The organism is Streptomyces incarnatus (assembly GCF_001027185.1).
GTDB classification, from domain to species: domain Bacteria; phylum Actinomycetota; class Actinomycetes; order Streptomycetales; family Streptomycetaceae; genus Streptomyces; species Streptomyces puniciscabiei.
This window is the reverse complement of record NZ_CP011497.1, coordinates 1,896,790-1,919,942: the sequence shown is the minus strand read 5'-3', so window position 1 is coordinate 1,919,942 and position 23,153 is coordinate 1,896,790. Positions and strand designations below refer to the sequence as shown.

At 72.0% G+C, this 23,153-nt stretch carries 19 protein-coding genes and 1 pseudogene; 10 read left to right on the top strand and 10 right to left on the bottom strand.

Features of this window, described 5'->3' with window-relative positions; translation table 11 throughout:
* The first annotated feature begins 226 nt into the window (after nucleotides 1–226).
* Genes ABB07_RS08515 through ABB07_RS08490 form a run of 6 tightly spaced genes read left to right on the top strand, consistent with a single transcriptional unit; the run spans nucleotide 227 to nucleotide 7,125 of the window.
* Entirely contained in the window at nucleotides 227–2,503 is a 2,277-nt protein-coding gene (locus ABB07_RS08515) for a HAMP domain-containing protein (protein ID WP_208898150.1), read from the top strand.
* 18 nt (nucleotides 2,504–2,521) lie between these two features.
* On the top strand, nucleotides 2,522–4,090 hold the full coding sequence (gene pgsB, locus ABB07_RS08510; protein ID WP_208898149.1) for a poly-gamma-glutamate synthase PgsB: 1,569 nt from the start codon (nucleotides 2,522–2,524) through the stop codon (nucleotides 4,088–4,090).
* Nucleotides 4,087–4,569 carry a poly-gamma-glutamate biosynthesis protein PgsC/CapC gene (locus ABB07_RS08505; protein WP_055706323.1) on the top strand — a complete coding sequence of 161 codons (483 nt, stop codon included), beginning with the start codon at nucleotides 4,087–4,089 and terminating at the stop codon, nucleotides 4,567–4,569. The genes pgsB and ABB07_RS08505 overlap by 4 nt, the downstream gene beginning before the upstream one ends.
* Nucleotides 4,570–4,605: 36 nt before the next feature.
* Nucleotides 4,606–5,658, top strand: coding sequence for an NlpC/P60 family protein (locus ABB07_RS08500; RefSeq protein WP_208898148.1), 1,053 nt, complete (start codon nucleotides 4,606–4,608; stop codon nucleotides 5,656–5,658).
* Nucleotides 5,659–5,705: 47 nt separating this feature from the next.
* Nucleotides 5,706–6,722, top strand: coding sequence for a DUF8189 domain-containing protein (locus tag ABB07_RS08495; protein WP_208898147.1), 1,017 nt, complete (start codon nucleotides 5,706–5,708; stop codon nucleotides 6,720–6,722).
* Nucleotides 6,723–6,732: 10 nt separating this feature from the next.
* Nucleotides 6,733–7,125, top strand: a complete 393-nt coding sequence (locus ABB07_RS08490; protein WP_208903338.1) for a hypothetical protein — start codon at nucleotides 6,733–6,735, stop codon at nucleotides 7,123–7,125.
* 107 nt (nucleotides 7,126–7,232) lie between these two features.
* Here ABB07_RS08490 and ABB07_RS08485 read toward each other — a convergent pair whose 3' ends face one another.
* From ABB07_RS08485 to ABB07_RS08465, 5 genes are all read right to left on the bottom strand, one after another.
* A complete protein-coding gene (locus ABB07_RS08485; protein WP_208898146.1) occupies nucleotides 7,233–9,362 on the bottom strand; it encodes a 3-hydroxyacyl-CoA dehydrogenase NAD-binding domain-containing protein in 2,130 nt (709 codons plus the stop codon).
* Nucleotides 9,359–10,576, bottom strand: a complete 1,218-nt coding sequence (locus ABB07_RS08480; RefSeq protein ID WP_055706319.1) for a thiolase family protein — start codon at nucleotides 10,574–10,576, stop codon at nucleotides 9,359–9,361. Before ABB07_RS08480 ends, ABB07_RS08485 begins: the two co-directional genes overlap by 4 nt.
* 212 nt (nucleotides 10,577–10,788) lie before the next feature.
* Nucleotides 10,789–12,078 (bottom strand): ribonuclease D, encoded by a 1,290-nt coding sequence (locus ABB07_RS08475; protein WP_208898145.1) that lies wholly within the window; start codon nucleotides 12,076–12,078, stop codon nucleotides 10,789–10,791.
* Between the two features lie 133 nt (nucleotides 12,079–12,211).
* Complete coding sequence (locus ABB07_RS08470; protein WP_055709811.1) at nucleotides 12,212–12,868, bottom strand: response regulator transcription factor; 657 nt, start codon at nucleotides 12,866–12,868, stop codon at nucleotides 12,212–12,214.
* 280 nt (nucleotides 12,869–13,148) lie between these two features.
* Nucleotides 13,149–13,826, bottom strand: a complete 678-nt coding sequence (locus ABB07_RS08465; RefSeq protein WP_208898144.1) for a DUF3000 domain-containing protein — start codon at nucleotides 13,824–13,826, stop codon at nucleotides 13,149–13,151.
* A 198-nt stretch (nucleotides 13,827–14,024) separates the two neighbouring features.
* Here ABB07_RS08465 and hemE point away from each other — a divergent pair, with 198 nt between their 5' ends.
* Entirely contained in the window at nucleotides 14,025–15,065 is a 1,041-nt protein-coding gene (hemE, locus tag ABB07_RS08460) for a uroporphyrinogen decarboxylase (RefSeq protein ID WP_244189742.1), read from the top strand.
* A 1-nt stretch (nucleotide 15,066) separates the two neighbouring features.
* On the opposite strand, the gene ABB07_RS08455 is transcribed toward hemE, so the two are convergent.
* Entirely contained in the window at nucleotides 15,067–15,891 is an 825-nt protein-coding gene (locus ABB07_RS08455) for a rhomboid family intramembrane serine protease (RefSeq protein WP_208898142.1), read from the bottom strand.
* 91 nt (nucleotides 15,892–15,982) lie between these two features.
* Between ABB07_RS08455 and ABB07_RS08450 the strand changes: the two genes are divergently transcribed.
* The gene (locus tag ABB07_RS08450; protein ID WP_079049084.1) at nucleotides 15,983–16,252 is read left to right on the top strand and encodes a hypothetical protein; all 270 of its coding nucleotides are present in this window, start codon (nucleotides 15,983–15,985) and stop codon (nucleotides 16,250–16,252) included.
* On the opposite strand, the gene ABB07_RS08445 is transcribed toward ABB07_RS08450, so the two are convergent.
* Together ABB07_RS08445 and ABB07_RS08440 are read right to left on the bottom strand one after the other, a co-directional pair.
* Nucleotides 16,249–17,643 (bottom strand): FAD-dependent oxidoreductase, encoded by a 1,395-nt coding sequence (locus ABB07_RS08445; RefSeq protein ID WP_208898141.1) that lies wholly within the window; start codon nucleotides 17,641–17,643, stop codon nucleotides 16,249–16,251. The genes ABB07_RS08450 and ABB07_RS08445 overlap by 4 nt on opposite strands.
* A 27-nt stretch (nucleotides 17,644–17,670) precedes the next feature.
* Complete coding sequence (locus ABB07_RS08440) at nucleotides 17,671–18,639, bottom strand: DUF4349 domain-containing protein (protein ID WP_208898140.1); 969 nt, start codon at nucleotides 18,637–18,639, stop codon at nucleotides 17,671–17,673.
* 179 nt (nucleotides 18,640–18,818) lie between these two features.
* On the opposite strand from ABB07_RS08440, the gene hemG reads away from it, so the two are divergent.
* Together hemG and hemQ are read left to right on the top strand one after the other, a co-directional pair.
* A complete protein-coding gene (gene hemG / locus ABB07_RS08435) occupies nucleotides 18,819–20,273 on the top strand; it encodes a protoporphyrinogen oxidase (protein WP_208898139.1) in 1,455 nt (484 codons plus the stop codon).
* Between the two features lie 5 nt (nucleotides 20,274–20,278).
* The gene (hemQ, locus tag ABB07_RS08430; protein ID WP_208898138.1) at nucleotides 20,279–21,010 is read left to right on the top strand and encodes a hydrogen peroxide-dependent heme synthase; all 732 of its coding nucleotides are present in this window, start codon (nucleotides 20,279–20,281) and stop codon (nucleotides 21,008–21,010) included.
* 91 nt (nucleotides 21,011–21,101) lie between these two features.
* Here the strand turns inward: hemQ and ABB07_RS08425 are convergent, their stop codons facing one another.
* Together ABB07_RS08425 and ABB07_RS40645 are read right to left on the bottom strand one after the other, a co-directional pair.
* Complete coding sequence (locus ABB07_RS08425; protein ID WP_208898137.1) at nucleotides 21,102–22,739, bottom strand: alpha/beta hydrolase; 1,638 nt, start codon at nucleotides 22,737–22,739, stop codon at nucleotides 21,102–21,104.
* A 168-nt stretch (nucleotides 22,740–22,907) separates the two neighbouring features.
* Nucleotides 22,908–23,153: pseudogene (locus ABB07_RS40645) on the bottom strand (TIGR04222 domain-containing membrane protein); the annotation flags it as partial.

Sequence of the window (23,153 nt, the reverse complement as noted above, 5' to 3'; positions counted from 1 at the left end):
CCGGAAACGCCCCCATGGGCAGGGCATTTGTCCGGCCTTGTCCGCCGGTTGCTCGATGTTGCGCAGATCACGTGGTACTTACTGCAACTTAACGCCTCTCTTGTCTGTCTCAGGTTTCCGGGCGGGCTCTTACTGTCGGCACGCCCGGAACCCGCATGCACGAGAGGACCCATCTGTGGCGTCACCGCCCCCGGCGCGGCAGCACCGAGCCCGCCGTCGAGCCGACATGTCGCTCATCGGAGGCATCCGCCCGCCGATCGCCGTCCTCTCGGCGCTGCTGCTGACGCTGTCCAGCATCACGGCACTGGTCATGGGGCGCGTCGACGGCTCCGGTGTGCCGCGGGCGGTGCTGACGTCCCAGCAGCACTTCGCGGAGGACGGCGCCATCGCGCTGCGCGCCTCCATCGACGAGTCCGTCAAGGACGTCACCCGCTCCGCCGCACTGTTCAGCGCCGGGCAGCCGGTCTCCGGCGACGCCGTCCTCGACAAGCTCGGCAGCACCTACGAGAAGTGGATGGGCACCGCCGTCGTGGAGGTCCGCACCGGCAAGCTGGTCGCGGCCCGCGGTGAGACGGTGCCGCTGACCTCCGTGGACCTGTCCTCGCTCGGCGGCCAGGACGGACTGGCCCCGCGCATGGTCCGGCAGAAGAACGGCGAGGTGCGCCTGCTGTCCTTCGGCCTGCTGACCTGGCCGGGGAAGCCGCAGCTGCTGCTCGTGGCCTCCCGGAACCTGAAGTTCCCCGGCATCAGCCTCGGCCACCTCCGCTCCATCGCCGTGGTCGACTCGGGCGGCACGATCCTCAGCAGCGACGGCATCGCCGAACCCGAGTCCGCGCGCAACAGCACCGTCCGCAACGACCTCACGGCCTCCCGCGCGCAGCTGAAGACCTTCGCCCAGCAGGCCGCCCGCCGCGCACAGCAGGATCCGCGCAGCAGCAAGGAACCCGGCAGCGGCGGCTACCAGGGCGTCAGCGGCAGCCTCCTCGGCGGCAAGCTGCGGGGCGCCCGGTCCGTCGCCGGATACGCCACCCTCGCCGCGGCCGAGCCCGGCGAGACCACCACCGCCGGCGGGCTCGGCCTCTCCGTCGTCGCCATGGTCAAGGTGACCGAGCACTCCGGCGGGACGAAGTCCCCGGTGTTCGGACTGGCGGCGGGCGCCGCCCTGCTGATCGTCGGCGCCCTGGCCGTGGGGGTGCTGCTGGGCACCGTGCAGCGCCCGCTCATCCGGCTGTTCCTGGAGTCGCGCCGGCTCACCCGCGGCGACCTGACCCGCCCCGTCACCGTCCCCGGCTACGGCGAGGCGCACCGCATCGGCGCCGCCCTGGAACGGCTGCGCCGGCAGCTGCTCGGAGAGAGCGCCGAGGCCACCGGTCGGGCCGAACGCCCGCAGGGGCTGCGCAAGGTGGGCACCAGCGCCTTCCTCGCGGTCTGCGCCGTGCTGCTGCTGGCCTGGGCCGCACCGCTGATGCTGCTGGTCAACCGGGCCGACAACACGGCCGACGTACCCCGGCAGCTCGTCAACGACCAGCGCGAACGCACCGACACGCTCAGCGACCGGGTGCGCCGCGCGCTCAACGAGGGCGACGCCGACCTGCAGTCGGTCGCCTCCCTGATCGGCGACAAGACCTCACCCGAGGCCATGGAGACGGTCCTGGAGCGCACCTACAACGAGAACAAGCGCTACCGCTCCCTCTACGTCGTCGACTCCCACGGCGCGATCCAGGTCCGCGAGGGCAAGAAGCCCAAGGTGATCCAGCGCAACCGGGTGTCCGGCAAGCCCCTGCGCCTGCTGGGCCAGGGCGGCAAGGAACCCGTGGTCGTCGCCGCCGCCGAGATACCCGGCCGGAACGGGGCCCAGCTGGTCGGCGAGTTCCGCGTGGAGTTCCTCAACGCCCTGCTGACCCGGCCCGGCCTCGGCGTGGTCCGGCTCGTGGACGAGCGGCACAAGGTCATCGCCGGCAACACCGGCTTCCTCGCCTTCCAGTCGCTGCCCGACCAGCACCTCCAGGACCTGGTCGCGGCCGGCGCCCAGCGGCTCGGCAAGAAACCGCGGCCCAACGGGGTGCTGTACCGGGACAACGGGCTGCGGATCGCCGCCGCCTCGCCGTTCTCCGGCGGCGGCTCGGCCGAGTCCCTCCACTTCAGCGTCGTCAGCTGGCAGCCCGTCGACCGGCTCGCCATCCCCGAGTACGACGCCCAGAACCGCACCATCCTCGCCGGTCTGCTCGGCGCCGCCGCGGCCGTCGCCTGCCTGGGCTGGCTGCACATCGTGGTGGCCCGGCCGCTGCGCACCCTCGCCGACCGGGCCGAGGCGCTGGCCGGGGGCGACCGCAAGAGCGTGCTCTTCCCGCAGCACCACGACGAGGTCGGCGCCGTCACCCGCTCCCTGGAACTCATCCGGCAGCAGCTGCAGGACCAGCGCCGGCAGCAGCCCCGCCGCGCCTCGCCGCCCCGGCCCCCGGCACCGCGGCAGAACCCGCCCCAGCAGTACACCAGGAACTGATCAAGGAACTGATCACCCGTGCTCTTCCTCTACTCCGTGCTGCTGGTCTGCTGCGCGATACTGCTCGCCGCGGGCGTCGTCGAGCAGCGGCGGCACTTCACCAACCTGGACCACATCCCCACCCGCGTCCTGGTCAACGGCATCCGCGGCAAGTCCTCCATCACCCGGCTGTGCGCGGGTGCCCTGCGCGGCGGCGGACTGGTCACCGTCGCCAAGACCACCGGCACCGCGGCCCGGTTCATCCACCCGGACGCCACCGAGGAGCCGGTCTACCGCAAGTTCGGCATCGCCAACGTGGTCGAGCAGATCGGCATCGTGCGGCGCGCCGCCGCGTACCAGCCGGACGCGCTGGTCATCGAGTGCATGGCGGTCATGCCCGCGCTGCAGGAGATCAACCAGTCCAAGCTGATCCGCTCCACCATCGGCGTGCTGTGCAACGTCCGCGAGGACCACCTCGCCGAGATGGGCCCCACCCTGGACGACGTGGCCCGCTCGCTGTCCCGCTCCATGCCCGAGGACGGCATCTGCGTCACCGCCGAGAAGGACCGCTTCCACATCCTCCAGGAGGAGGCGGACGCCCGTAACTGCAAGCTGGTCTACGCCGACCCGGAGACGGTGACCGACGAGGAGCTGCGCGGCTTCAGCTGGTTCACCTTCAAGGAGAACGTGGCCATCGCCCTCGCCGTCGCCGAACTCCTCGGCGTGGACCGGGAGACGGCCCTGCAGGGCATGTACGACGCCCCGCCGGACCCCGGTGTCCTCTCCGTCGAGCGCTATCTGACGCACGAGGGCAAGAAGCTGCGCTTCGCCAACGTCTTCGCCGCCAACGACCCCGAGTCGACGCTGATGAACATCAACCAGCTGCTCGACCTCGGCGCCATCCACCGCCCGCTCAACGTGGTCATCAACTGCCGCCCCGACCGCGTCGAACGCAACGGGCAGATGGGCGAGATCATCCCCGACCTCGACCCCGAGCGCGTGTTCGTCATCGGCCACCCGGCCAAGTCCGCCATCGACGCCATCCCCGCCGAGTTCCGCTCGCGCGCCGTCGACCTCGGCGGCGACAAGCGCGACCCCGAGGAGTTCATGGGTCGGATGCTGGACATGCTCGGCCCGGACTCGTCGATGGTCGCGATCGGCAACATCCACGGCCAGGGCGAGATCCTGCTGGAGCACCTCGCCGAACTCCCGGCGGACGAGAGCGCCGACGAACCGGTGGCCGCCGCGGCCCCGGCCGGCCGGACCGAGCCGGCACCCGCCGCGTTCGACTCCTCCGAGACGATGCAGCTGTACGCGCCCCGCATCGACCCCTACCAGCACTATCCGGAGGCGTACGAGGCACGCTACGCGCCCCAGCAACAGCAACAGCAACAGCAACAGCAACAGCAGCCGTACGGGTACGACACCTGGACCGAACCGCGGCCGGAGCACGGCGGCCCGCCCGTCCCCGCCCTGCCGCAGGCGCCCGACGACAGCGGCCGGGCGGCCGAACCGGCCCCGTCCCACGGGCTGTTCGAGCCCCGCCGCCCACCCCAGCCTTCCGCCGACGACAGCCAGCAGTGGCACAGCCCAGGAGAACAGCGTTGATCCCCTCCGTCCTCACCCCCGAGATCGCCGCGATCGGCATCGGTCTGGGCCTGATGTTCTCGCTCATGTGCTACCTGACGACCAACCTGTCGCCGGGCGGCATGATCACTCCGGGCTGGCTCGCGCTCACGCTCATCGAGGACCTCCAGCGCGCCGCGCTCGTCGTCGGCGTGACCGTGCTGACGTACCTCGCCACGCTGCTCATGCAGAAGTTCGTGATCCTGTACGGCAAGCGGCTCTTCGCGGCCGTCGTGCTCAGCGGTGTGCTGATCCAGGCCACCGTGATCATCGTGCTGCAGATGGAGTTCCCGCTGCTGTACGCCAACCAGACGCTCGGCTTCATCGTCCCGGGCCTGGTCGGCTACCAGCTGGTCCGCCAGCCCAAGGGCGCGACCCTTCTGTCCGTGGGCACGGTCACCCTCGCCACCTATGTGGTGCTGACCGCCGGCATCCTCCTGGGCGCCATGCCGTCCGCCTGATCCGCCCCTACCCGACGCATTCCTGGAGCCCCCACCATGCCGAAGCGCAAAGGCCGCCCCGTCGTCCACACGGTGACGGTCCTGGCGCTGCTCGCGGGCAGCGCCTACTTCACCTACGCACTGCGCCACGACCAGCAGGCGAAGCTTCCGGCCGCCCAGACCATCACCGACAACCTGCACGGCTCGGGCGGGGCGACCGGCAAGCAGACCTGGGAACGGCTGAACAACCCGGCGCGCTCGGTGCTGCGCGACGGCAAGGGCGCGGTCATCGCCACCTTCACGGACGGCGCCCGCACCGCCACCCTCAAGGGCCCGACCCGCACCTTCACCGAGCCCGCCAACACCACCACCAAGGTGGTCACCGACGACTGGGTGCGCCTGATGCCGGAGACCTGGACCAACGGCTCCGAGAAGCAGCAGTGGTTCAAGGACTGGTTCAAGCAGTACTACGGCAGTGAGGAGGACGACGTCTTCGCGTTCGCCTTCCAGTACATCGTGGGCGCGCCGGCCAAGAAGGACGACCAGGGCATCCAGTACGCGGGGCACGCCACCTACGGCCCCCTGAGGTCCGACGGCGTCGACCGCTACGAACAGACCGATTTCTACGACTACCTGGGCATCCCGTACACCTTCCGGGACGGCGTCACCAAGTACCCGCAGCCGGACCGCCTGCGCGCCGTGGACTGCTCCGGCTATCTGCGCCTGGTCTACGGCTACCGGGCCCGCTATCCGCTGATGTCGGACAACGACCACGGCGACGGGCTGCCGCGCACCGCCGACGGCATGGCCCGGGGCAAGGAGGGCGTGGACATCATCAAGATCCAGGGCCCGAGCCCCTGGTACGTGCGGCCGCAGAACATCGACGTCCTGCAGCCCGGCGATCTGCTGTTCTTCAAGATGGACCACCGCACCGGCAACCACATGGACCACTCGGCGATCTACCTCGGCCCGGACACCGAGGGCCACAAGGTCTTCATCTCCAGCCGCAAGGAGCAGAACGGTCCCACGATCGGCGACCAGGGCGGTGTCTCACGCCTCGACGGAAACGGTTTCTACGCCAAGCTGTTCCGCAGCGCGAAGCGGCTCTGACCAGGGGCGGCGAAGGAGTTGGTGCGGTCCGCGGCTAAAGTGAACCGGTGAACGGCGACTGGCTTCTGCGCGGCCGCGACGGCCGGCTCAGTGTCTACCAGCTGTCGGGCGACGCCGTGCTGTGCCGGGCGGAGCGCGAGCCCGGCGGCCCCTGGACCGCCCCGCGCACAGTCGGCGGCGACCAGAGGCTGCACCCCGTCCTCGCGATCGGTCAGGGCGCCGACGGCTATGCCCACCTGGTCTCCTGGCGGCCCACCGGCAAGGGCGAGTCGGGACTCGTCCACACCACCCACTTCCGCCCGCGCCTCGCGGCCCTGGACTGGCATCCGCTCGGCCACCCGCTGAAGAAGGGCGACCGCACGGGCACGCCCGCGGTCGCCGTCGACGCCCAGGGCCGCGCCCATGTCTTCGTGCCCGACGGCCAGGGCGGGGTGCGGCTGCTCGCGCAGAAGGAGAAGGGCGGCTGGGAAGCCTGGCGGGACCTGAAGGGGAGCGGGGTACACGACGATCTGGCGGCGGTCACGGGGGAGTCGGGCCGGGTCGAGCTGTACGCGGCCGCGCCCGACGGGATCCTCCACTGGCGCCAGGAGGAGCCGGGCGCCGAGCCGGTCCTGACCCAGACCCTGCGCACCCCGGTCCGCCCGGGCACCCTCCACGCCCTCGCCACCTCGCCCGGCAGCACGACCCTCTACTACACCGACACCGGCGGCGACCTGTGCGCCTGGCGCCCCGGCGGCAAACCGGCCGTCCTCCTGCCCTCGGCCGGTTCCGGCCCGGTCTCGGCGGTCCGCTGCGACCTCGACGGCCACGACTGCACCCTGCTCGCCCAGCGCGCGGCGAGCGGCCGCGTCGCCTTCGCCGCCTACCCCACCGAAACGGAGTCGGCGGGCGCCTGGTGGACCGAGTCGGGCCCGCCCCTGCCGGTGGACGCCCGGGTCTGCCTGACCACGGACCGGGACGGCCGGGTCGTGGCGGCAACGTTGTCCCCGTCCACCGGCGGGCTCCTGCTGACCCGCCGCAAAGCCGAGCCGGGCCTTGCCCTGGAGGCGTGGCGGCAGGTCTGAGTGCGGCATGATGGCCGGCGTGGACACCGAGACCCTGATCGACACCTGGCGCCGTCTCCTGGCCGGATCCGGCAAACCATGGGTGCTGTTCGAGCACGGCACGTGCGTGGTGCTGGAGGAGGCCGGGGAAGCGACCGCCGACCGGGCCACCGAGATCCTGCGCGCGTACGGCCCCGTGCACGTGGGCGGTCCGGCGGGCGACTTCCGTGTGCTCGAACTGAAGAACGGCGAGGGCTGGCTGGTGACGGGCCATCACCCGGACGTCGTCACCTTCGTCCCGCTGGCGGACTCCGCCGATCCCTCGCACCTGGCCGTCGGCATCCTCGGACGCTCCCGGCGCGACCGGGACGGCACGGAGCTGCACGTCGTCCACGTGGAGCACGACCGCCCGGTGGAAGCCTGAACACGCCGAGGCCTGACCACGCCGGGTCCTGAACACTCCGGCTCCTGAACACGCCGATGCCCGGCACACCCCAATGTGCCGGGCATCGTACGACCGTACGCGGTGCCTTACGCCGGGACGCTCGCCACGCCCTGCGCCAGGAACGTCTTGCCGTTCACCCGCTCGGAGACGCCCTCGCGGTCCAGGTACGGCGTGATGCCGCCCAGGTGGAAGGGCCAGCCGGCGCCGGTGATGAGGCACAGGTCGATGTCCTGGGCCTCGGCGACGACGCCCTCGTCGAGCATGAGCCCGATCTCCTGCGCCACCGCGTCCAGGACACGGGCCCGGACCTGCTCCTCCGTCAGGACCACATCGCCCTGCTTCAGCAGCGCGGCGACCTCCGGGTCCAGCTCCGGCTTGCCGCTGTCGTAGACGTAGAAGCCGCGCTTGCCCGCCTTGACGACGGCCGCGAGGTTCGGGGAGACCGTGAAGCGGTCCGGGAAGGCCCGGTTGAGGGTCTCCGAGACGTGCAGGCCGATCGCCGGGCCGACCAGCTCCAGCAGCACCAGCGGGGACATCGGCAGACCGAGCGGCTCGACGGCCTTCTCGGCGACCTCGACCGGGGTGCCCTCGTCGATGACGTTCTGGATCTCACCCATGAAGCGGGTCAGGATGCGGTTCACGACGAACGCCGGGGCGTCCTTGACCAGCACCGCGGTCTTCTTCAGCTTCTTGGCGACGGCGAACGCGGTCGCGAGCGACGCGTCGTCGGTCTTCTCACCGCGGACGATCTCCAGCAGCGGCAGCACCGCGACCGGGTTGAAGAAGTGGAAGCCGACGACCCGCTCGGGGTGCTTCAGCTTCGACGCCATCTCCGACACCGACAGCGAGGAGGTGTTGGTCGCGAGGATCGCGTGCGCCGGGGCGACCGCCTCGACCTCCGCGAACACCTGCTGCTTGACGCCGATCTCCTCGAACACGGCCTCGATGACGAAGTCCGCGTCGGAGAAGCCCTCCGCCTTGTCCAGGACACCGGTCACCAGCGCCTTGAGGCGGTTGGCCTTGTCCTGGTTGATGCGGCCCTTGCCGAGCAGCTTGTCGATCTCGGCGTGGACGTAGCCCACACCCTTGTCGACGCGCTCCTGGTCGATGTCGGTGAGCACGACCGGCACCTCCAGGCGGCGAAGGAAGAGCAGGGCGAGCTGCGAAGCCATCAGACCGGCGCCGACGACGCCGACCTTGGTGACCGGGCGGGCCAGGTTCTTGTCCGGGGCGCCGGCGGGACGCTTGCCGCGCTTCTGGACGAGGTTGAACGCGTAGATGCCCGCGCGCAGTTCGCCACCCATGATCAGGTCGGCGAGGGCCTGGTCCTCGGCGTCGTAACCCTGCTGCAGGTCGCCGTTCTTGGCGGCCGCGATGATGTCGAGGGCACGGTAGGCGGCCGGGGCCGCACCGTGCACCTTGGAGTCCGCGATGAACCGGCCCTTGGCGACGGCCTGGTCCCAGGCCTCGCCGCGGTCGATCACCGGGCGCTCGACCTGGATGTCGCCCTTAAGGACCTGCGCGGTCCAGATCAGCGACTGCTCCAGGAAGTCCGCGCCCTCGAAGAGCGCGTCGGCGATGCCGAGCTCGAAGACCTGCTTGCCCTTGAGCTGCTTGTTCTGGTTCAGCGAGTTCTCGATGACGACCGAGACGGCCTTGTCGGCGCCGATCAGGTTCGGCAGCAGGGTGCAGCCGCCCCAGCCGGGGACCAGGCCGAGGAAGACCTCGGGGAGCGAGAACGCCGGGATCGCCTTGGAGACGGTCCGGTAGGTGCAGTGCAGACCGACCTCGACGCCGCCGCCCATCGCCGCGCCGTTGTAGTAGGCGAAGGTCGGCACGGCCAGGTTCGCCAGGCGCTTGAAGACGTCGTGGCCGCCCTTGCCGATGGCCAGCGCGTGCTCGCGCTCCTTGAGGATCTCCACGCCCTTGAGGTCGGCGCCGACCGCGAAGATGAACGGCTTGCCGGTGATGCCGACGCCGACGATCTCGCCGTCCGCCGCCTCCTTCTCGACCTGGTCGATGGCGGCGTTCAGGTTCGCCAGCGAGCCGGGGCCGAAGGTGGTCGGCTTGGTGTGGTCGAAGCCGTTGTCCAGCGTGATCAGCGCGAAGCGGCCCGCGCCGGACGGCAGGTCGAAGTGGCGGACGTGCGCGCTGGTGACGACCTCGTCCGGGAACAGTTCGGAGGCCTGCTTCAGAAGCTCGGCGGTGGTGCTCACTTGTCCCCCTCGAAGTGCGGGTTCTCCCAGATGACCGTCGCGCCCATGCCGAAGCCGACGCACATGGTGGTCAGGCCGTAGCGGACGTGCGGCTGCTCCTCGAACTGGCGGGCCAGCTGCGTCATCAGGCGGACGCCGGAGGAGGCCAGCGGGTGACCGAAGGCGATGGCGCCGCCGTACTGGTTGACGCGCTCGTCGTCGTCCGCGATGCCGTAGTGGTCGAGGAAGGCCAGGACCTGGACGGCGAAGGCCTCGTTGATCTCGAACAGGCCGATGTCCGAGATGGACAGCCCCGCCTTGGCGAGCGCCTTCTCGGTCGCCGGGATCGGGCCGTAGCCCATGACCTCCGGCTCCACGCCCGCGAAGGCGTAGGAGACGAGGCGCATCTTGACCGGCAGGCCGTTCTCGCGGGCGAAGTCCTCGGAAGCGATGATCGAGGCGGTCGCGCCGTCGTTCAGACCGGCCGCGTTGCCCGCGGTGACCCGGCCGTGCACGCGGAACGGGGTCTTCAGGCCGGACAGGTTCTCCAGGGTGGTGCCCGGGCGCATCGGCTCGTCGGCGGTGACCAGGCCCCAGCCCGTCTCACCGGCCTCCGCGTTGGTGCGGCGCACCGAGATCGGCACCAGGTCCTGCTGGATCTTGCCGTTGGCGTACGCCTTGGCGGCCTTCTCCTGCGAGCGCACCGCGTACTCGTCGGCGCGCAGCTTGGTGATCTGCGGGTAGCGGTCGTGCAGGTTCTCCGCGGTCATGCCCATGAACAGGGCGGACTCGTCGACCAGCTTCTCGGAGACGAACCGCGGGTTCGGGTCCACGCCCTCGCCCATCGGGTGGCGGCCCATGTGCTCCACGCCACCGGCGATGACGGCGTCGTAGGCGCCGAACGCGATCGAACCGGCGGTGGTCGTCACGGCGGTCAGGGCGCCGGCGCACATGCGGTCGATCGAGTAACCGGGCACGGACTGCGGCAGGCCCGCGAGGATGCCGGCGGTACGGCCCAGGGTCAGACCCTGGTCACCGATCTGCGTGGTCGCGGCGATGGCGACCTCGTCGATCTTCTTCGGGTCCAGACCGGGGTTGCGGCGCAGCAGCTCCCGGATCGCCTTCACGACAAGGTCGTCGGCGCGGGTCTCGTGGTAGATGCCCTTCGGGCCCGCCTTGCCGAACGGGGTGCGGACGCCGTCGACGAAGACGACGTCCCTGACGGTACGAGGCACGATGGCTCTCCTCCTGTGCGGGATGGCACTGCTGCGTTGCGCTGAGCGCGCGCTCAGGCCCCATGCTACTTATGAGTAACGTAGCTGCACAGTCCTGCCCGGGGGAGCGGTGAACGTCACACCGCGGGTGGAGCCGTCGTACCGGATCGGCCTCGCGGCGATCCGGGCTGCCGGAAGGTGCGGGATCTTGGCGTGATCTCGACCTCCCCGGTTCAGTCCCCCTTCGCCGACAGCGCGCTCACCAGCACCGGCGCCACCAGTTCCACCTGCCACGCGCGCGCGCCGTACCCCGCGAGGGCACGCTCCACGGACCCGGTGTCCACCACCTTCGGCGGCTCCCAGCAGATGCGTCGCACGGTGTCCGGGGACACCACGTTCTCCTGGGGCATGTTGAGCCGCTCGGCGAGCGCGGTGACCCCCGCCCGTGCCGCGGACAGCCGTGCCGCGGCGGCGGGATCCTTGTCGGCCCAGGCCCGCGGCGGCGGAGGCCCCGTCACCGGCTGACCCGGCTGCGGCAGCGCGGACTCCGGCAGGGCCTTGGCCCGGTCGACCGCCGCCTGCCACTGCTCCAGCTGCCGCCGCCCCATCCGGTGCCCGAACCCGTTCAGCGCGGCGAGCGCGTGGACGCCGGCCGGAAGAGCGAGCGCCGCCTCCACGATGGCGGCGTCACTGAGGACCTTGCCCGGTGACACGTCCCGCTTCCGCGCGATCCGGTCCCGCGTCTCCCACAGCTCCCGCACGACACCGAGCTGCCGGCGCCTGCGCACCTTGTGCATCCCGGACGTACGACGCCACGGGTCCTTCCTCGGCTCGGCCGGCGGCGCCGCCGCGATCGCGTCGAACTCCTGCAGGGCCCACTCCAGCTTGCCCTGCCGGTCCAGCTCCTTCTCCAGGGCGTCGCGCAGGTCGACGAGGAGTTCCACGTCGAGCGCGGCGTACCGGAGCCACGGCTCGGGGAGCGGCCGGGTCGACCAGTCGACGGCGGAGTGGCCCTTCTCCAGGACGAAGCCGAGCACGTTCTCGACCATGGCGCCGAGGCCGACCCGGGGGAACCCGGCGAGCCGGCCGGCCAGCTCGGTGTCGAACAGCCGGGTCGGCACCATGCCTATTTCGCGCAGGCAGGGCAGGTCCTGGGTGGCGGCGTGCAGTACCCACTCGACGCCGGAGAGCACATCGCCGAGCTTGGACAGGTCGGGGCAGGCCACGGGGTCGATCAGCGCGGTTCCGGCGCCCTCGCGGCGCAGCTGCACGAGGTAGGCGCGCTGGCCGTAGCGGTAGCCGGAGGCGCGCTCGGCGTCGACGGCGACCGGGCCGGAGCCCGCGGCGAAGGCGGCGACCACCTCGGCGAGCCCGCCGACGTCGGCGACGACGGGCGGAATGCCCTCGCGGGGTTCGAGCAGCGGTGTCGGCGCCCCCAGTACAGAAGATCCGGCGTCGTCCGGAGGGGTGCCTCCGGAGCTGCGCCGGGTGCTGTCTGCTGCGGTGTCTTGGGCGTCGGTCACCTGTCAAGGGTATCCGTGTGTCGACGGCGCCCGTCGACGGAACGTTCCGTCGACGGGCGCCGGAGGGTCGTAAACCAGTCAGGCCGGTGAAAGGTGCCGTTCACGTGAGTGAACCGTGGGCTGCTCCGTCCGCTCAGTGGATGATCCCGGTGCGCAGGGCCACGGCCACCATGCCGGCCCGGTCGCCCGTGCCCAGCTTGCGCGCGATGCGGGCGAGGTGGCTCTTGACGGTCAGGGCGGACAGGCCCATGGAGACGCCGATCGCCTTGTTCGACTGACCCTCCGCGACCAGCCGCAGCACCTCGACCTCGCGGCCGGACAGCTCGCGGTAGCCGCCCGGGTGGCTCGGGGCACCCGGGGGGCGGCGGTGCATCCGAGCGGCGCCGAGGGGAGCGGCGCCGGGCCGGGTGGGCAGGCCGAGGTTGGTGCGGGTGCCGGTGACGACGTACCCCTTGACCCCGCCGGCCAGGGCGTTGCGCACCGCGCCGATGTCGTCGGCGGCGGACAGCGCCAGCCCGTTGGGCCAGCCCGCGGCACGGGTCTCGGACAGCAGGGTCAGGCCCGAGCCGTCGGGCAGGTGGACGTCGGCGACGCAGATGTCGCGCGGGTTGCCGATGCGGGGACGAGCCTCCGCGATGGACGAGGCTTCGATGACATCGCGCACTCCGAGCGCCCACAGATGGCGGGTGACGGTGGAACGGACGCGCGGGTCGGCCACGACCACCATGGCGGTCGGCTTGTTCGGGCGGTAGGCGACCAGGCTTGCGGGCTGCTCGAGGAGAACGGACACCAGGCCTCCTGGGTGGGGGGACGGGGCCGGCTTTGGGGAGGAAGCCGGGACGAACCGTGCTTTCAAGGTCACAGTCGTCTTCGGCAGCAAACTCGTCCGCCTTTAGAGAATGATCACGATCTAGTGAGTAACAATCTGTGCAATTCGGACACGCGATCGATCATCCGAAGATCGAATCGGTTCGAGCGGGTGTCATTCGGGGTCGGAAAGTGGCCGTATCGACAAAGAGATGGTCAATAAGGCGCCCATGCGGATGAAACGGCCGGTATGACCGCCTCGGTCACCGTGACTGCGGACCCCTGCGCTGCGGCAGCGTCACCACCGAGGCATCGCCCGGACCGGCCGGCGGCAGCCCCGCGACCTGGGCCAGCAGATCGCACCAGGAGGCCAGGTGGGAGGCCGTGTCCGGCACTCCGCCGAGACCCTCGCGGGGCGTCCACGACGCCCGGATCTCGATCTGTGAGGCCGCCGGCCGCTCGGCCAGCCCACCGAAGTAGTGCGAACTCGCCCGTGTGATCGTCCCGCTCGGCTCGCCGTAGCCGAGCCCGCGCGCCTGCAGCGCCCCGGTCAGCCACGACCAGCACACCTCGGGCAGCAGCGGATCGGTGGCCATCTCCGCCTCCAGCTCCGCGCGCACCAGCGTCACCAGCCGGAAGGTCCCCTGCCAGGCGTCGTGGCCCGCCGGATCGTGCAGCAGCACCAGTCGCCCGTCGGCCAGCTCCTGTTCGCCGTCGACCACCACGGCCTCCAGCGCGTACGCGTACGGAGCGAGCCGCTGCGGGGCCGGCGTGGGCTCCACCTCGACCTGCGGCCGCAGCCGGCTGCTGCGCAGGGCGTCGACCGCGGCCCGGAACGCCGGCGGGCCCGGAGCACCGGAGTGCCGGTCCGCCTCCTCGGTGTCCTTCACGTCGTCCATTCCGTCAGCGCTGTCCGACATTCGTCCGTGAGCCGCAGCCATGCCGGGAAGAGTAAGGGGAAGCGCGGCTTCGTGCAGGGCAAGACACAGCAGGTGGACGCGGGCAGTCGCGCCGTGCGCGGGCGCCCGTGGACCCGCCGCGACCGCGCCGGCACCGGCCCGGCCCCACGGCGACCGTGACTCCGGGCGAGGCCCGATCCCGCGGCATGCGAAACTTGCCCCGTGACCGCCAACACCAGCATGCAGCCGACAGCGACGTACGACAGCGCCTTCCTCAAGGCGTGCAGGCGCGAACCCGTGCCGCACACCCCGGTGTGGTTCATGCGCCAGGCCGGCCGCTCGCTGCCCGAGTACCTCAAGGTGCGCGAGGGCATCCCCATGCTGGAGTCCTGCACGCGGCCCGAGCTGGTCACCGAGATCACGCTGCAGCCGGTGCGCCGGCACCAGGTGGACGCGGCGATCTACTACAGCGACATCGTCGTCCCGCTGAAGGCCATCGGCCTCGGCCTCGACATCAAGCCGGGCGTCGGCCCGGTCGTCGACGACCCCATCCGCACCCGTGCCGACCTGGCCCGGCTGCGCGACCTCACCCCCGAGGACGTCCCCTACGTCACCGAGGCGATCGGCCTGCTCACCAAGGAGCTGGGCGCGACCCCGCTGATCGGTTTCGCCGGCGCGCCTTTCACCCTCGCGAGCTACCTGGTCGAGGGCGGTCCCTCGCGCACGTTCGAGAACGCCAAGGCGATGATGTACGGCGACCCCGAGCTCTGGGCCGAGCTGCTGGACCGCCTCGCCGACATCACGGCCGCCTTCCTGAAGGTGCAGATCGAGGCCGGCGCGAGCGCGGTCCAGCTGTTCGACTCCTGGGTCGGCGCCCTCGCCCCGGCGGACTACCGGCGCTCGGTCATGCCCGCCTCCGCGAAGGTCTTCGAGGCCGTCTCCGGCTACGGCGTCCCGCGCATCCACTTCGGTGTCGGCTCCGGTGAGCTGCTGAAGCTCATGGGCGAGGCCGGCGCGGACGTCGTCGGTGTCGACTGGCGCGTCCCGCTGGACGAGGCGCAGCGCCGCGTCGGCCCCGGCAAGGCGCTCCAGGGCAACCTCGACCCGACGGTCCTGTTCACCGACAAGGACACCGTGGAGACCAAGGCCCGCGAGGTGCTGGACGCGGCCGCCGGGCTTGAGGGCCATGTCTTCAACCTGGGCCACGGCGTCATGCCGAACACCGACCCGGACGCGCTGACCCGGCTCGTGGACTACGTCCACACCGCGACCGCGCGCTGACTCACCACGTGTGACGGGGCCGCGCCCGCCTGCCGAACAGCAGGCCGCGCGGCTCCGGCGGGGGCGGCGTGCCGGGCTTGAGCGGCCAGGCGAACAGCATGCCGGCCAGGAAGCCGACCACGTGCGCCGCGTACGCCACGGTTCCGGCGCCGGTGACCGCGTGCCCGGACGAGTACACCGCCTGCAGCGCGAACCAGAAGCCCAGCACCAGCCAGGCGGGCAGCCGCAGCGGCAGGAAGACCAGGAACGGCACGAGGACCCACACCCGCGCCCTCGGCCACAGCACGATGTAGGCGCCGAGCACCCCCGCGATCGCGCCGGACGCGCCGATCAGCGGGTCGCCCGAGGTGTCGTTGAGCAGCGCGAAACCGTATCCGGCCGCGTAACCGCAGACGACGTAGAAGAGGAGGAAGCGGATGTGGCCCATCCGGTCCTCGACGTTGTTGCCGAAGATCAGCAGGAAGAGCATGTTGCCGAGCAGGTGCAGCCAGCTGCCGTGCAGGAACATCGCCGTGAGGACCGACAGCGGCGGCGACTTGGCGTAGCCCGGCGGCGCCACCACACAGCCCGGCCCGTGCGGGCCCACACCGACGCCGCCCGTCGGGACCAGCCGGGGCAGCTGATGGTGGATCAGCTCTCTGGGGACCGCCGCGTAGCGGTCCATGAAGGCCTGCAGATGGCACAGCTGCGCCAGATCGCTGCCGCCGGCCACGGACCCTGCTATGCCGGGCATGCCGACGAACACCAGGACGTTCGCGGCGATGAGGGCGTACGTCACCCAGGGGGTGCGGCGCACCGGGTTCACGTCATGGACGGGGATGACCACACAGAAGTAGTGCCCGGGATGCGGCGGGCGAACCGGTGAACGGCGCCGGGCGGTTCTGCGTATCTGTTCTCAACCGACGTGAGGACAGGCGATGAGTGAACGAATGACTCCTCCGATGCACGCGCTGCCCGACGGCGAGGCGGAGATCTCTCTGACCGTACGGCTCCCCTGGGAGGACGTCGCACGCCTCGGCCAGGAAGCGGGGCGGCTCGCTTCGCAGATGCAGCGGCCCGTGACGCTGGACGAAGCGGTGAGCTACCGGCTCCGCTCCACCCGCCCGACGGCCACCCACGCGAAACCCGCCGGAGAGCAGCCACCGGCCGCGGTCTCCGCGCTGCCCCGCATCAGCGGAACGGCCTAGGACACGCGTACCTTCGCCGCCGCCTTTCTCGCCGCCACCAGGACCGGGTCCCACACCGGTGAGAAGGGCGGGGCGTAGCCCAGGTCCAGGGCCGTCATCTGTTCCACCGTCATCCGCGCGGTCAGCGCCACCGCCGCGATGTCGACCCGCTTGGCCGCGCCCTCCCGGCCGACGATCTGGACGCCGAGCAGCCGGCCCGTGCGGCGTTCGGCGAGCATCTTGACCGTCATCGGGGAGGCGCCGGGGTAGTAGCCGGCGCGGCTGGTGGACTCGATGGTGACCGTCTCGTACCGCAGGCCCACCCGGTCGGCGTCCTTCTCGCGCAGACCGGTGCGGGCGATCTCCAGGTCGCAGACCTTGCTGACCGCCGTGCCGACCACACCCGGGAACGTGGCGTAACCGCCGCCGGCGTTGGTGCCGATGACCTGGCCGTGCTTGTTGGCGTGGGTGCCGAGCGGGACGTACTGGTCCTGGCCGGAGACCAGGTTCAGCACCTCCACGCAGTCGCCGCCCGCCCAGATGTTCCCGTGGCCGCGCACCCGCATCGCGAGGTCGGTGAGCAGGCCGCCATGGGCGCCGAGGGGGAGGCCCGCGGCCTTCGCGAGAGAGGTCTCGGGGCGGACCCCGATGCCGAGGACCACCACGTCCGCCGGGTACTCGGCGTCCTCGGTGGCCACCGCGCGGGCCCGCCCGTCCTCCCCGGTGAGGATCTTGGTGACCTCGGCGTCGTTGACCATGGTGATGCCGAGGCCCTCCATGGCCCGGTGCACCAGGCGGCCCATGTCCGCGTCGAGCGTCGACATGGGCTCCTTGCCGCGGTTGACGACCGTCACCTCGAAACCGCGGTTGATCAGTGCCTCCGCCATCTCCACGCCGATGTACCCGGCGCCGACGACCACCGCGCGTCGGCCACGCGTGCGTGCCAGCGTGTCCAGCAGGGCCTGGCCGTCGTCCAGGGTCTGCACGCCGTGCACCCCGGGGGCGTCCGCGCCGGGCAGGTCGGGGCGGACCGGGCGGGCGCCGGTCGCGATGACGAGTTTGTCGTACGACGTCCAGGACTCGGCGCCGGAATCGACGTCACGCGCGCGTACCCGCTGCCCGGCCACGTCGATCTCCGTGACCTCGGTGCGCAGCCGCAGATCGATCCCGCGTGCCCGGTGCTCCTCGGGGGCGCGGGCGATCAGGGCGTCGCGTTCGGGGACGTCGCCGCCCACCCAGTACGGGATGCCGCACGCCGAGAAGGAGGTGAAGTGGCCGCGTTCGAAGGCCACGATCTCCAGCTCCCCGGGCCCCTTCAGCCGGCGTGCCTGTGACGCCGCGGACATCCCCGCGGCGTCACCGCCGATCACGACCAGTCGTTCCGTCCCGCCCCGCACCTCACCCATGCTCATGGGAACACGCTACGGGGCGTGGGCATTTCAGTCCCTCTCCGGCCGCTCCCCGGAGGGTCCCGGCGCCGGGTCGGCCGACGGCAGCGGGCCCAGCGCGGTCATCGCGGGCGCGGGCTCCGGCCGGCGCGGCAGCCGCGGCCGTACGATCCGCAGCCACAGCAACGTCAGCAGGGCCGCGCACGCCAGGAACGGCAGGGCGGCGCCGAGCGCGAGGACGATCCAGCGCAGGATGGTCACGAACACGTGCCAGCCGCCCGACAGGGCGTCGGTGACGCCGGGGGAGTGGTCACCGGCCGCCTTCTTCACCGGCGTCTCGGACAGCGACAGCGTGATGGTGGCGAAGCTCGTGCGGTCCTTCAGGGACGCCTGCTGGGCCAGCAGCGACTCCAGGTCGGCCTGACGGGTGCTCAACTCGCCCTCCAGCGCGACCACATCGCTCAGCTTGGTCGCCCGGTCCATCAGCGCCCGGATCCGGTCCACGCTGGCCCGCTGCGACGTGACCCGGCTGTCCACGTCGACGACCTGATCGGTGACGTCCTCGGCCTTGGCGGTGCGGTCGATCAGCCTGCCCGTGCCCTGGAGCCCGGCCAGCACCGTGTCGTAGCGCTCGCTCGGCACCCGCAGCACCACCTGGGTGTGCTCATGGCCGTCGGCGCCCCGGCTCGTGCTCTCCTCGCCGACGTAACCGCCCGCGTCCTCGGCGGTGGTCCGGGCCTGGTCCAGGGCCTTCGGGACGTCCTTCACCTGGAGGGTGAGCGTCGCCGTGCGGATGATCGCGCTCTGGACGAGCCGGGGTGTCTTCGGGGCCGGCTTCGAGTTGCCGGCCGCGCCCGGTCCGGCGGCCGCGTCGGCGCCCTTCGCCGCGCTCTTCGCCGAGGCGCCGCCGCCCGAGTCACCGGCACTGCTGCAGCCGGCGAGGGCGAGGGAGGCGGCGAACAGGAGCCCCGCCAGGGCCCGGAACGAGCGTGCGGGTCGTGCGGAACGTGATGCGCGCATGGGCGGTACCCCCGGGGCCGACAGCATTGACGCTCCTTCGACGCCCGGGGGCGCCGAAACGTTGGAGCCGGGCGGTTCCGAAGCGGTCACGGTCCGGACTCGGCGCGGACACCGGGCCGCCGGCGCGCTGGCCTCGGGCCCCGGCGGACGTGTCAGTGGGGTCTGAGAGAGTGGGGGACATGAACGCAACGGGTACGCGCACCGGGCATGTCGTCGTCATCGGGGCCGGGGTCGCCGGGCTGGCCGCCGCCCACCGGCTGCTCGGGCGCGGCACCCGCGTGACCGTGCTGGAGGCCGCGGACCGGGTCGGCGGCAAGCTGCTGCCCGGCGAGATCGCGGGCGTGCGGGTCGACCTGGGCGCCGAGTCGATGCTCGCCCGCCGCCCCGAGGCCGTGGCCCTCGCCCGCGAGGTGGGCCTGGCCGAGCGCCTCCAGCCGCCGGCCACCGCGACGGCCTCGATCTGGACCCGCGGCGCCCTGCGCCCCATGCCCAAGGGCCATGTGATGGGCGTCCCCGGCACCGCCGCCGCGCTCTCCGGCGTGCTCTCCGACGAGGGCCTCGCCCGTATCGAGCGCGACGCCGAGCTGCCGCGCACCGAGATCGGCGACGACGTGGCCGTGGGGGAGTTCGTGGCCGCGCGCCTCGGCCGCGAGGTCGTCGACCGCCTGGTCGAGCCCCTGCTCGGCGGCGTCTACGCGGGCGACGCCTACCGCATCTCGATGCGCTCGGCCGTCCCCCAGCTCTTCCAGGCCGCCCGCACCCACACCTCCCTCACGGAGGGAGTCCGCGAGATCCAGGCCAGGGCGGCCGCGAACCAGCAGACCGGCCCGGTCTTCATGGGCATCGAGGGCGGCGTCGGCACCCTGCCGCTCGCGGTCGCCGACTCCGTCCGGGCACGCGGCGGCGAGATCCTGACCGGCACTCCGGTCACCGAGCTGCGCCGGGAGGCCTCCGGCGGCTGGCGGATCACCGCCGGGGACCGCGTGCTGAGCGCCGACGCGGTGATCGTCGCCGTACCCGCCCCGGCCGCCGCGCGGCTGCTGCGCGCCGAGTCCCCGGAGGCCGCCGCCGAACTGGCCGCCGTCGAGTACGCCTCGATGGCGCTGGTCACCCTCGCCTACCGCCGCACGGACGCGCAGCTCCCCGAGGGCAGCGGCTTCCTGGTCCCGCCCGTCGACGGCCGCACCGTCAAGGCGTCCACGTTCGCCTCGCACAAGTGGGGCTGGATCGCCCAGGAGGACCCGGACGTGGTCGTGCTGCGCACCTCCGTGGGCCGCCACGGCGAGACGGAGATCCTCCAGCGGGACGACGCCGGCCTGGTCGAGGTCTCCCGGCGCGACCTGCGGGAGGCCACCGGGCTGGACGCCGTACCCCTGCGGACCCGGGTCACCCGCTGGACCGACGGCCTCCCGCAGTACCCGGTCGGGCACCACGCGCGCGTGGCCCGCATCCGCGAGCACGTCGCCAAGCTGCCGGGCCTCGCGGTGTGCGGCGCGCCGTACGACGGCGTCGGCATCCCGGCGTGCATCGCGAGCGCGTACGCGGCCGTCGACCAGCTCGGCGGCGACCTGACCGCAGTCCGGGAGCTCACGGCCAACCCGGTGCAGAGCCTCCACGGCGGAGCGGGAGAATAGGGACCATGAGTGACGACGCCCCCACCACCGAGTCCGGCAGGATCCCGAACAAGGGCAAGCTGGCCAAGGACCTCAACGAGGTCATCCGCTACACCCTCTGGTCGGTCTTCAAGCTCAAGGACGTGCTGCCGGAGGACCGCGCGGGTTACGCCGACGAGGTCCAGGAGCTGTTCGACCAGCTCGCCGCCAAGGACGTGACGATCCGCGGCACCTACGACGTCTCCGGCCTGCGCGCCGACGCCGACCTGATGATCTGGTGGCACGCCGAGACCAGCGACCAGCTGCAGGAGGCGTACAACCTCTTCCGCCGCACGAGGCTCGGCCGCGCGCTGGAGCCGGTCTGGTCGAACATGGCGCTGCACCGCCCGGCCGAGTTCAACCGCTCGCACATCCCGGCCTTCCTCGCCGACGAGACGCCCCGCAACTACGTCAGCGTCTACCCGTTCGTGCGCTCCTACGACTGGTACCTGCTGCCCGACGAGGACCGCCGCCGCATGCTCGCCGACCACGGCAAGATGGCCCGCGGCTACCCGGACGTGCGCGCCAACACGGTCGCCTCCTTCTCGCTCGGCGACTACGAGTGGATCCTGGCCTTCGAGGCCGACGAGCTCCACCGCATCGTCGACCTCATGCGCCACCTCCGCGGCTCCGAGGCCCGCAGGCACGTCCGCGAGGAAGTCCCGTTCTTCACGGGCCGCCGCAAGGACATCGCAGAACTGGTGGCAGGCCTGGCCTGAAGGCGCCCCGTAAGGGGCGCGGGGAACGGCGCGCCCAGCCACAACGGGCCCGCAGCCGCCGGACGGTGTTGTGTGGCACCCCAGTAGGCCCCTAGCGCCGGCCACTCCTCAGAGAGCCTCGCTTGGTCTCTTTCGTCGGCCCAACCGCCGGAGGCAACCGGTGCGGCGCGCACGAAGCGCGCCGCCCGGACACCCGGCCCTCCAGCAGATACGCCTCGAGGTGGCCGTTGACACACGCGTTCGGCCCGCCCCCGATCCCGTGCGTCCCCGCGTCCCGCTCGGTCACCAGGGCCGAGCCCGCCAGCCGCCGGTTCATCTCCAGCGCGCCCGGGTACGGCGTCGCCGCGTCCCGCTCGGCCGCCAGGATCAGCACCGTCGGCAGTTCGCCCTGCCCCGTCCGCACGTCCAGGGGCTGCTGCCGGGGCGCCGGCCAGTACGCGCAGGGCAGGTTCATCCACGCGTTGTCCCAGGTCTCGAACGGCGCCACCCGGGCGAGCCGGGTGTTGTCCCGGTCCCAGACCTTCCAGTCCGTCGGCCAGGGCGCGTCGTTGCACTCCACGGCCGTGTAGACCGCGTTGAGGTTCTCGTCCTCCGCGGCCTCCGCCGCGCCCGGCACGGCCACCCGGAGCAGCTGCTTCGCGTCGCCGTGCAGATAGGCCGACAGCGCCGCGGCCCGGCTCGGCCAGTAGGTGTCGTTGTACCCGGCCTGCAGGAACGCGCTCTGCAGCTGGCCCGGACCGACCTTCCCGCCGGCCGCCTTCCCGGCCAGCCGCTCACGGGCGGTGTCGTAGCTGCGCTGCACCTTCTCGGGGGTGTCCCCGAGCTGGTACACGTCGTCGTGGCGGGCGATCCAGTCCCGGAAGTCCGCCCAGCGCTCCTCGAACGCCACCGACTGGTCGAGGTTGTTCCGGTACCAGATCTTCTCCGGGGCGGGGTTCACCGCCGAGTCCAGCACCATGCGCCGTACGTGCGAGGGGAACATCGCCGCGTACACCGCGCCGAAGTAGGTGCCGTACGACGCCCCCATGAACGTCAGCCTGTCCTCGCCCAGCGCGGCCCGCAGCACATCCAGGTCCCGGGCGTTGTTCAGCGAGGTGTAGAAGCGCAGCTTGCTCCCGGAGCGCCGGGCGCAGCCGCGGGCGTACGCCTTCGCCTGGGCGATGCGCTGCCGCTTGTACGCCTCCGACGGGTGCGCCGGCGACGCGGTGGGCCCCTTGACGAAGCGCTGCGGGTCCTCGCAGGACAGCGGCGCGGAGCGGCCCACGCCACGCGGGGAGTAGCCGACCAGGTCGTAGGCGGAGGCGATCCGCTGCCACTGCGGGAGCGCGCCGAGCAGCGGGAACGACATGCTCGAGGCGCCGGGGCCGCCCGGGTTGTAGACGAGGGCGCCCTGCCGGGGGACCTTCCGCTTGCTGTTGCGGGGGTCCTTCTGCGTCGCCGTCATCCGGCTGACGGTCAGCTCGATCTGCGGGCCGTCCGGGTGGGCGTAGTCGAGGGGGACGGTCACCGTGCCGCACCGCAGAGCGTTCGGCGCCTTCGGCACGTCGGCGGTCGCACAGGCGCCGAAGCCGATGCCCGCCGCGCGGGCCCGGGCCACGGCCACCTCGGTGCCGCGCAGCTCGGCCGCGCCGGGGACGGCGGGCGCCCCGGCCGCACCGCCCGCCGGGGCGACGGCCAGAGTGGCCAGGAGCAAGGATCCGGCGGCCGAGTACAGGGCGGCAGCTCTCATCGCGTATCCCTTCGGTGCGGCGGCGAGGACACGGCGGCCACGCCCCGGCGACAACAAAAGGGATATTTCGTTTGGCAGTCGGGGAAGGCAAGCACCATCCGGCCGGTGTCGGCGCCAATGCCCCCTATGCGCCCCTCGACGCCCCCGCCGGGGACATCGCGGGCGCCCTCACTCCCGCCAGGGCTGGTCGCGGTGGGTGAAGGCGGCGCGCAGCTGCGGCTCGCCGATCGCGCGGATCCCGCGTACGGCGACCGAGGTCAGGAACGACCGCTCGTCACCGGCGGGCCTGCGCACCAGCGCGCCCAGCAGCCGCTGCCCGGCCGGGGAGGCCCAGCGCGAGTACGGATGCGCCTCGAACCGGGCGATGGCCAGGCAGCTCAGCGACAGGGTGAGGGGCAGCGCGAACCACAGCCC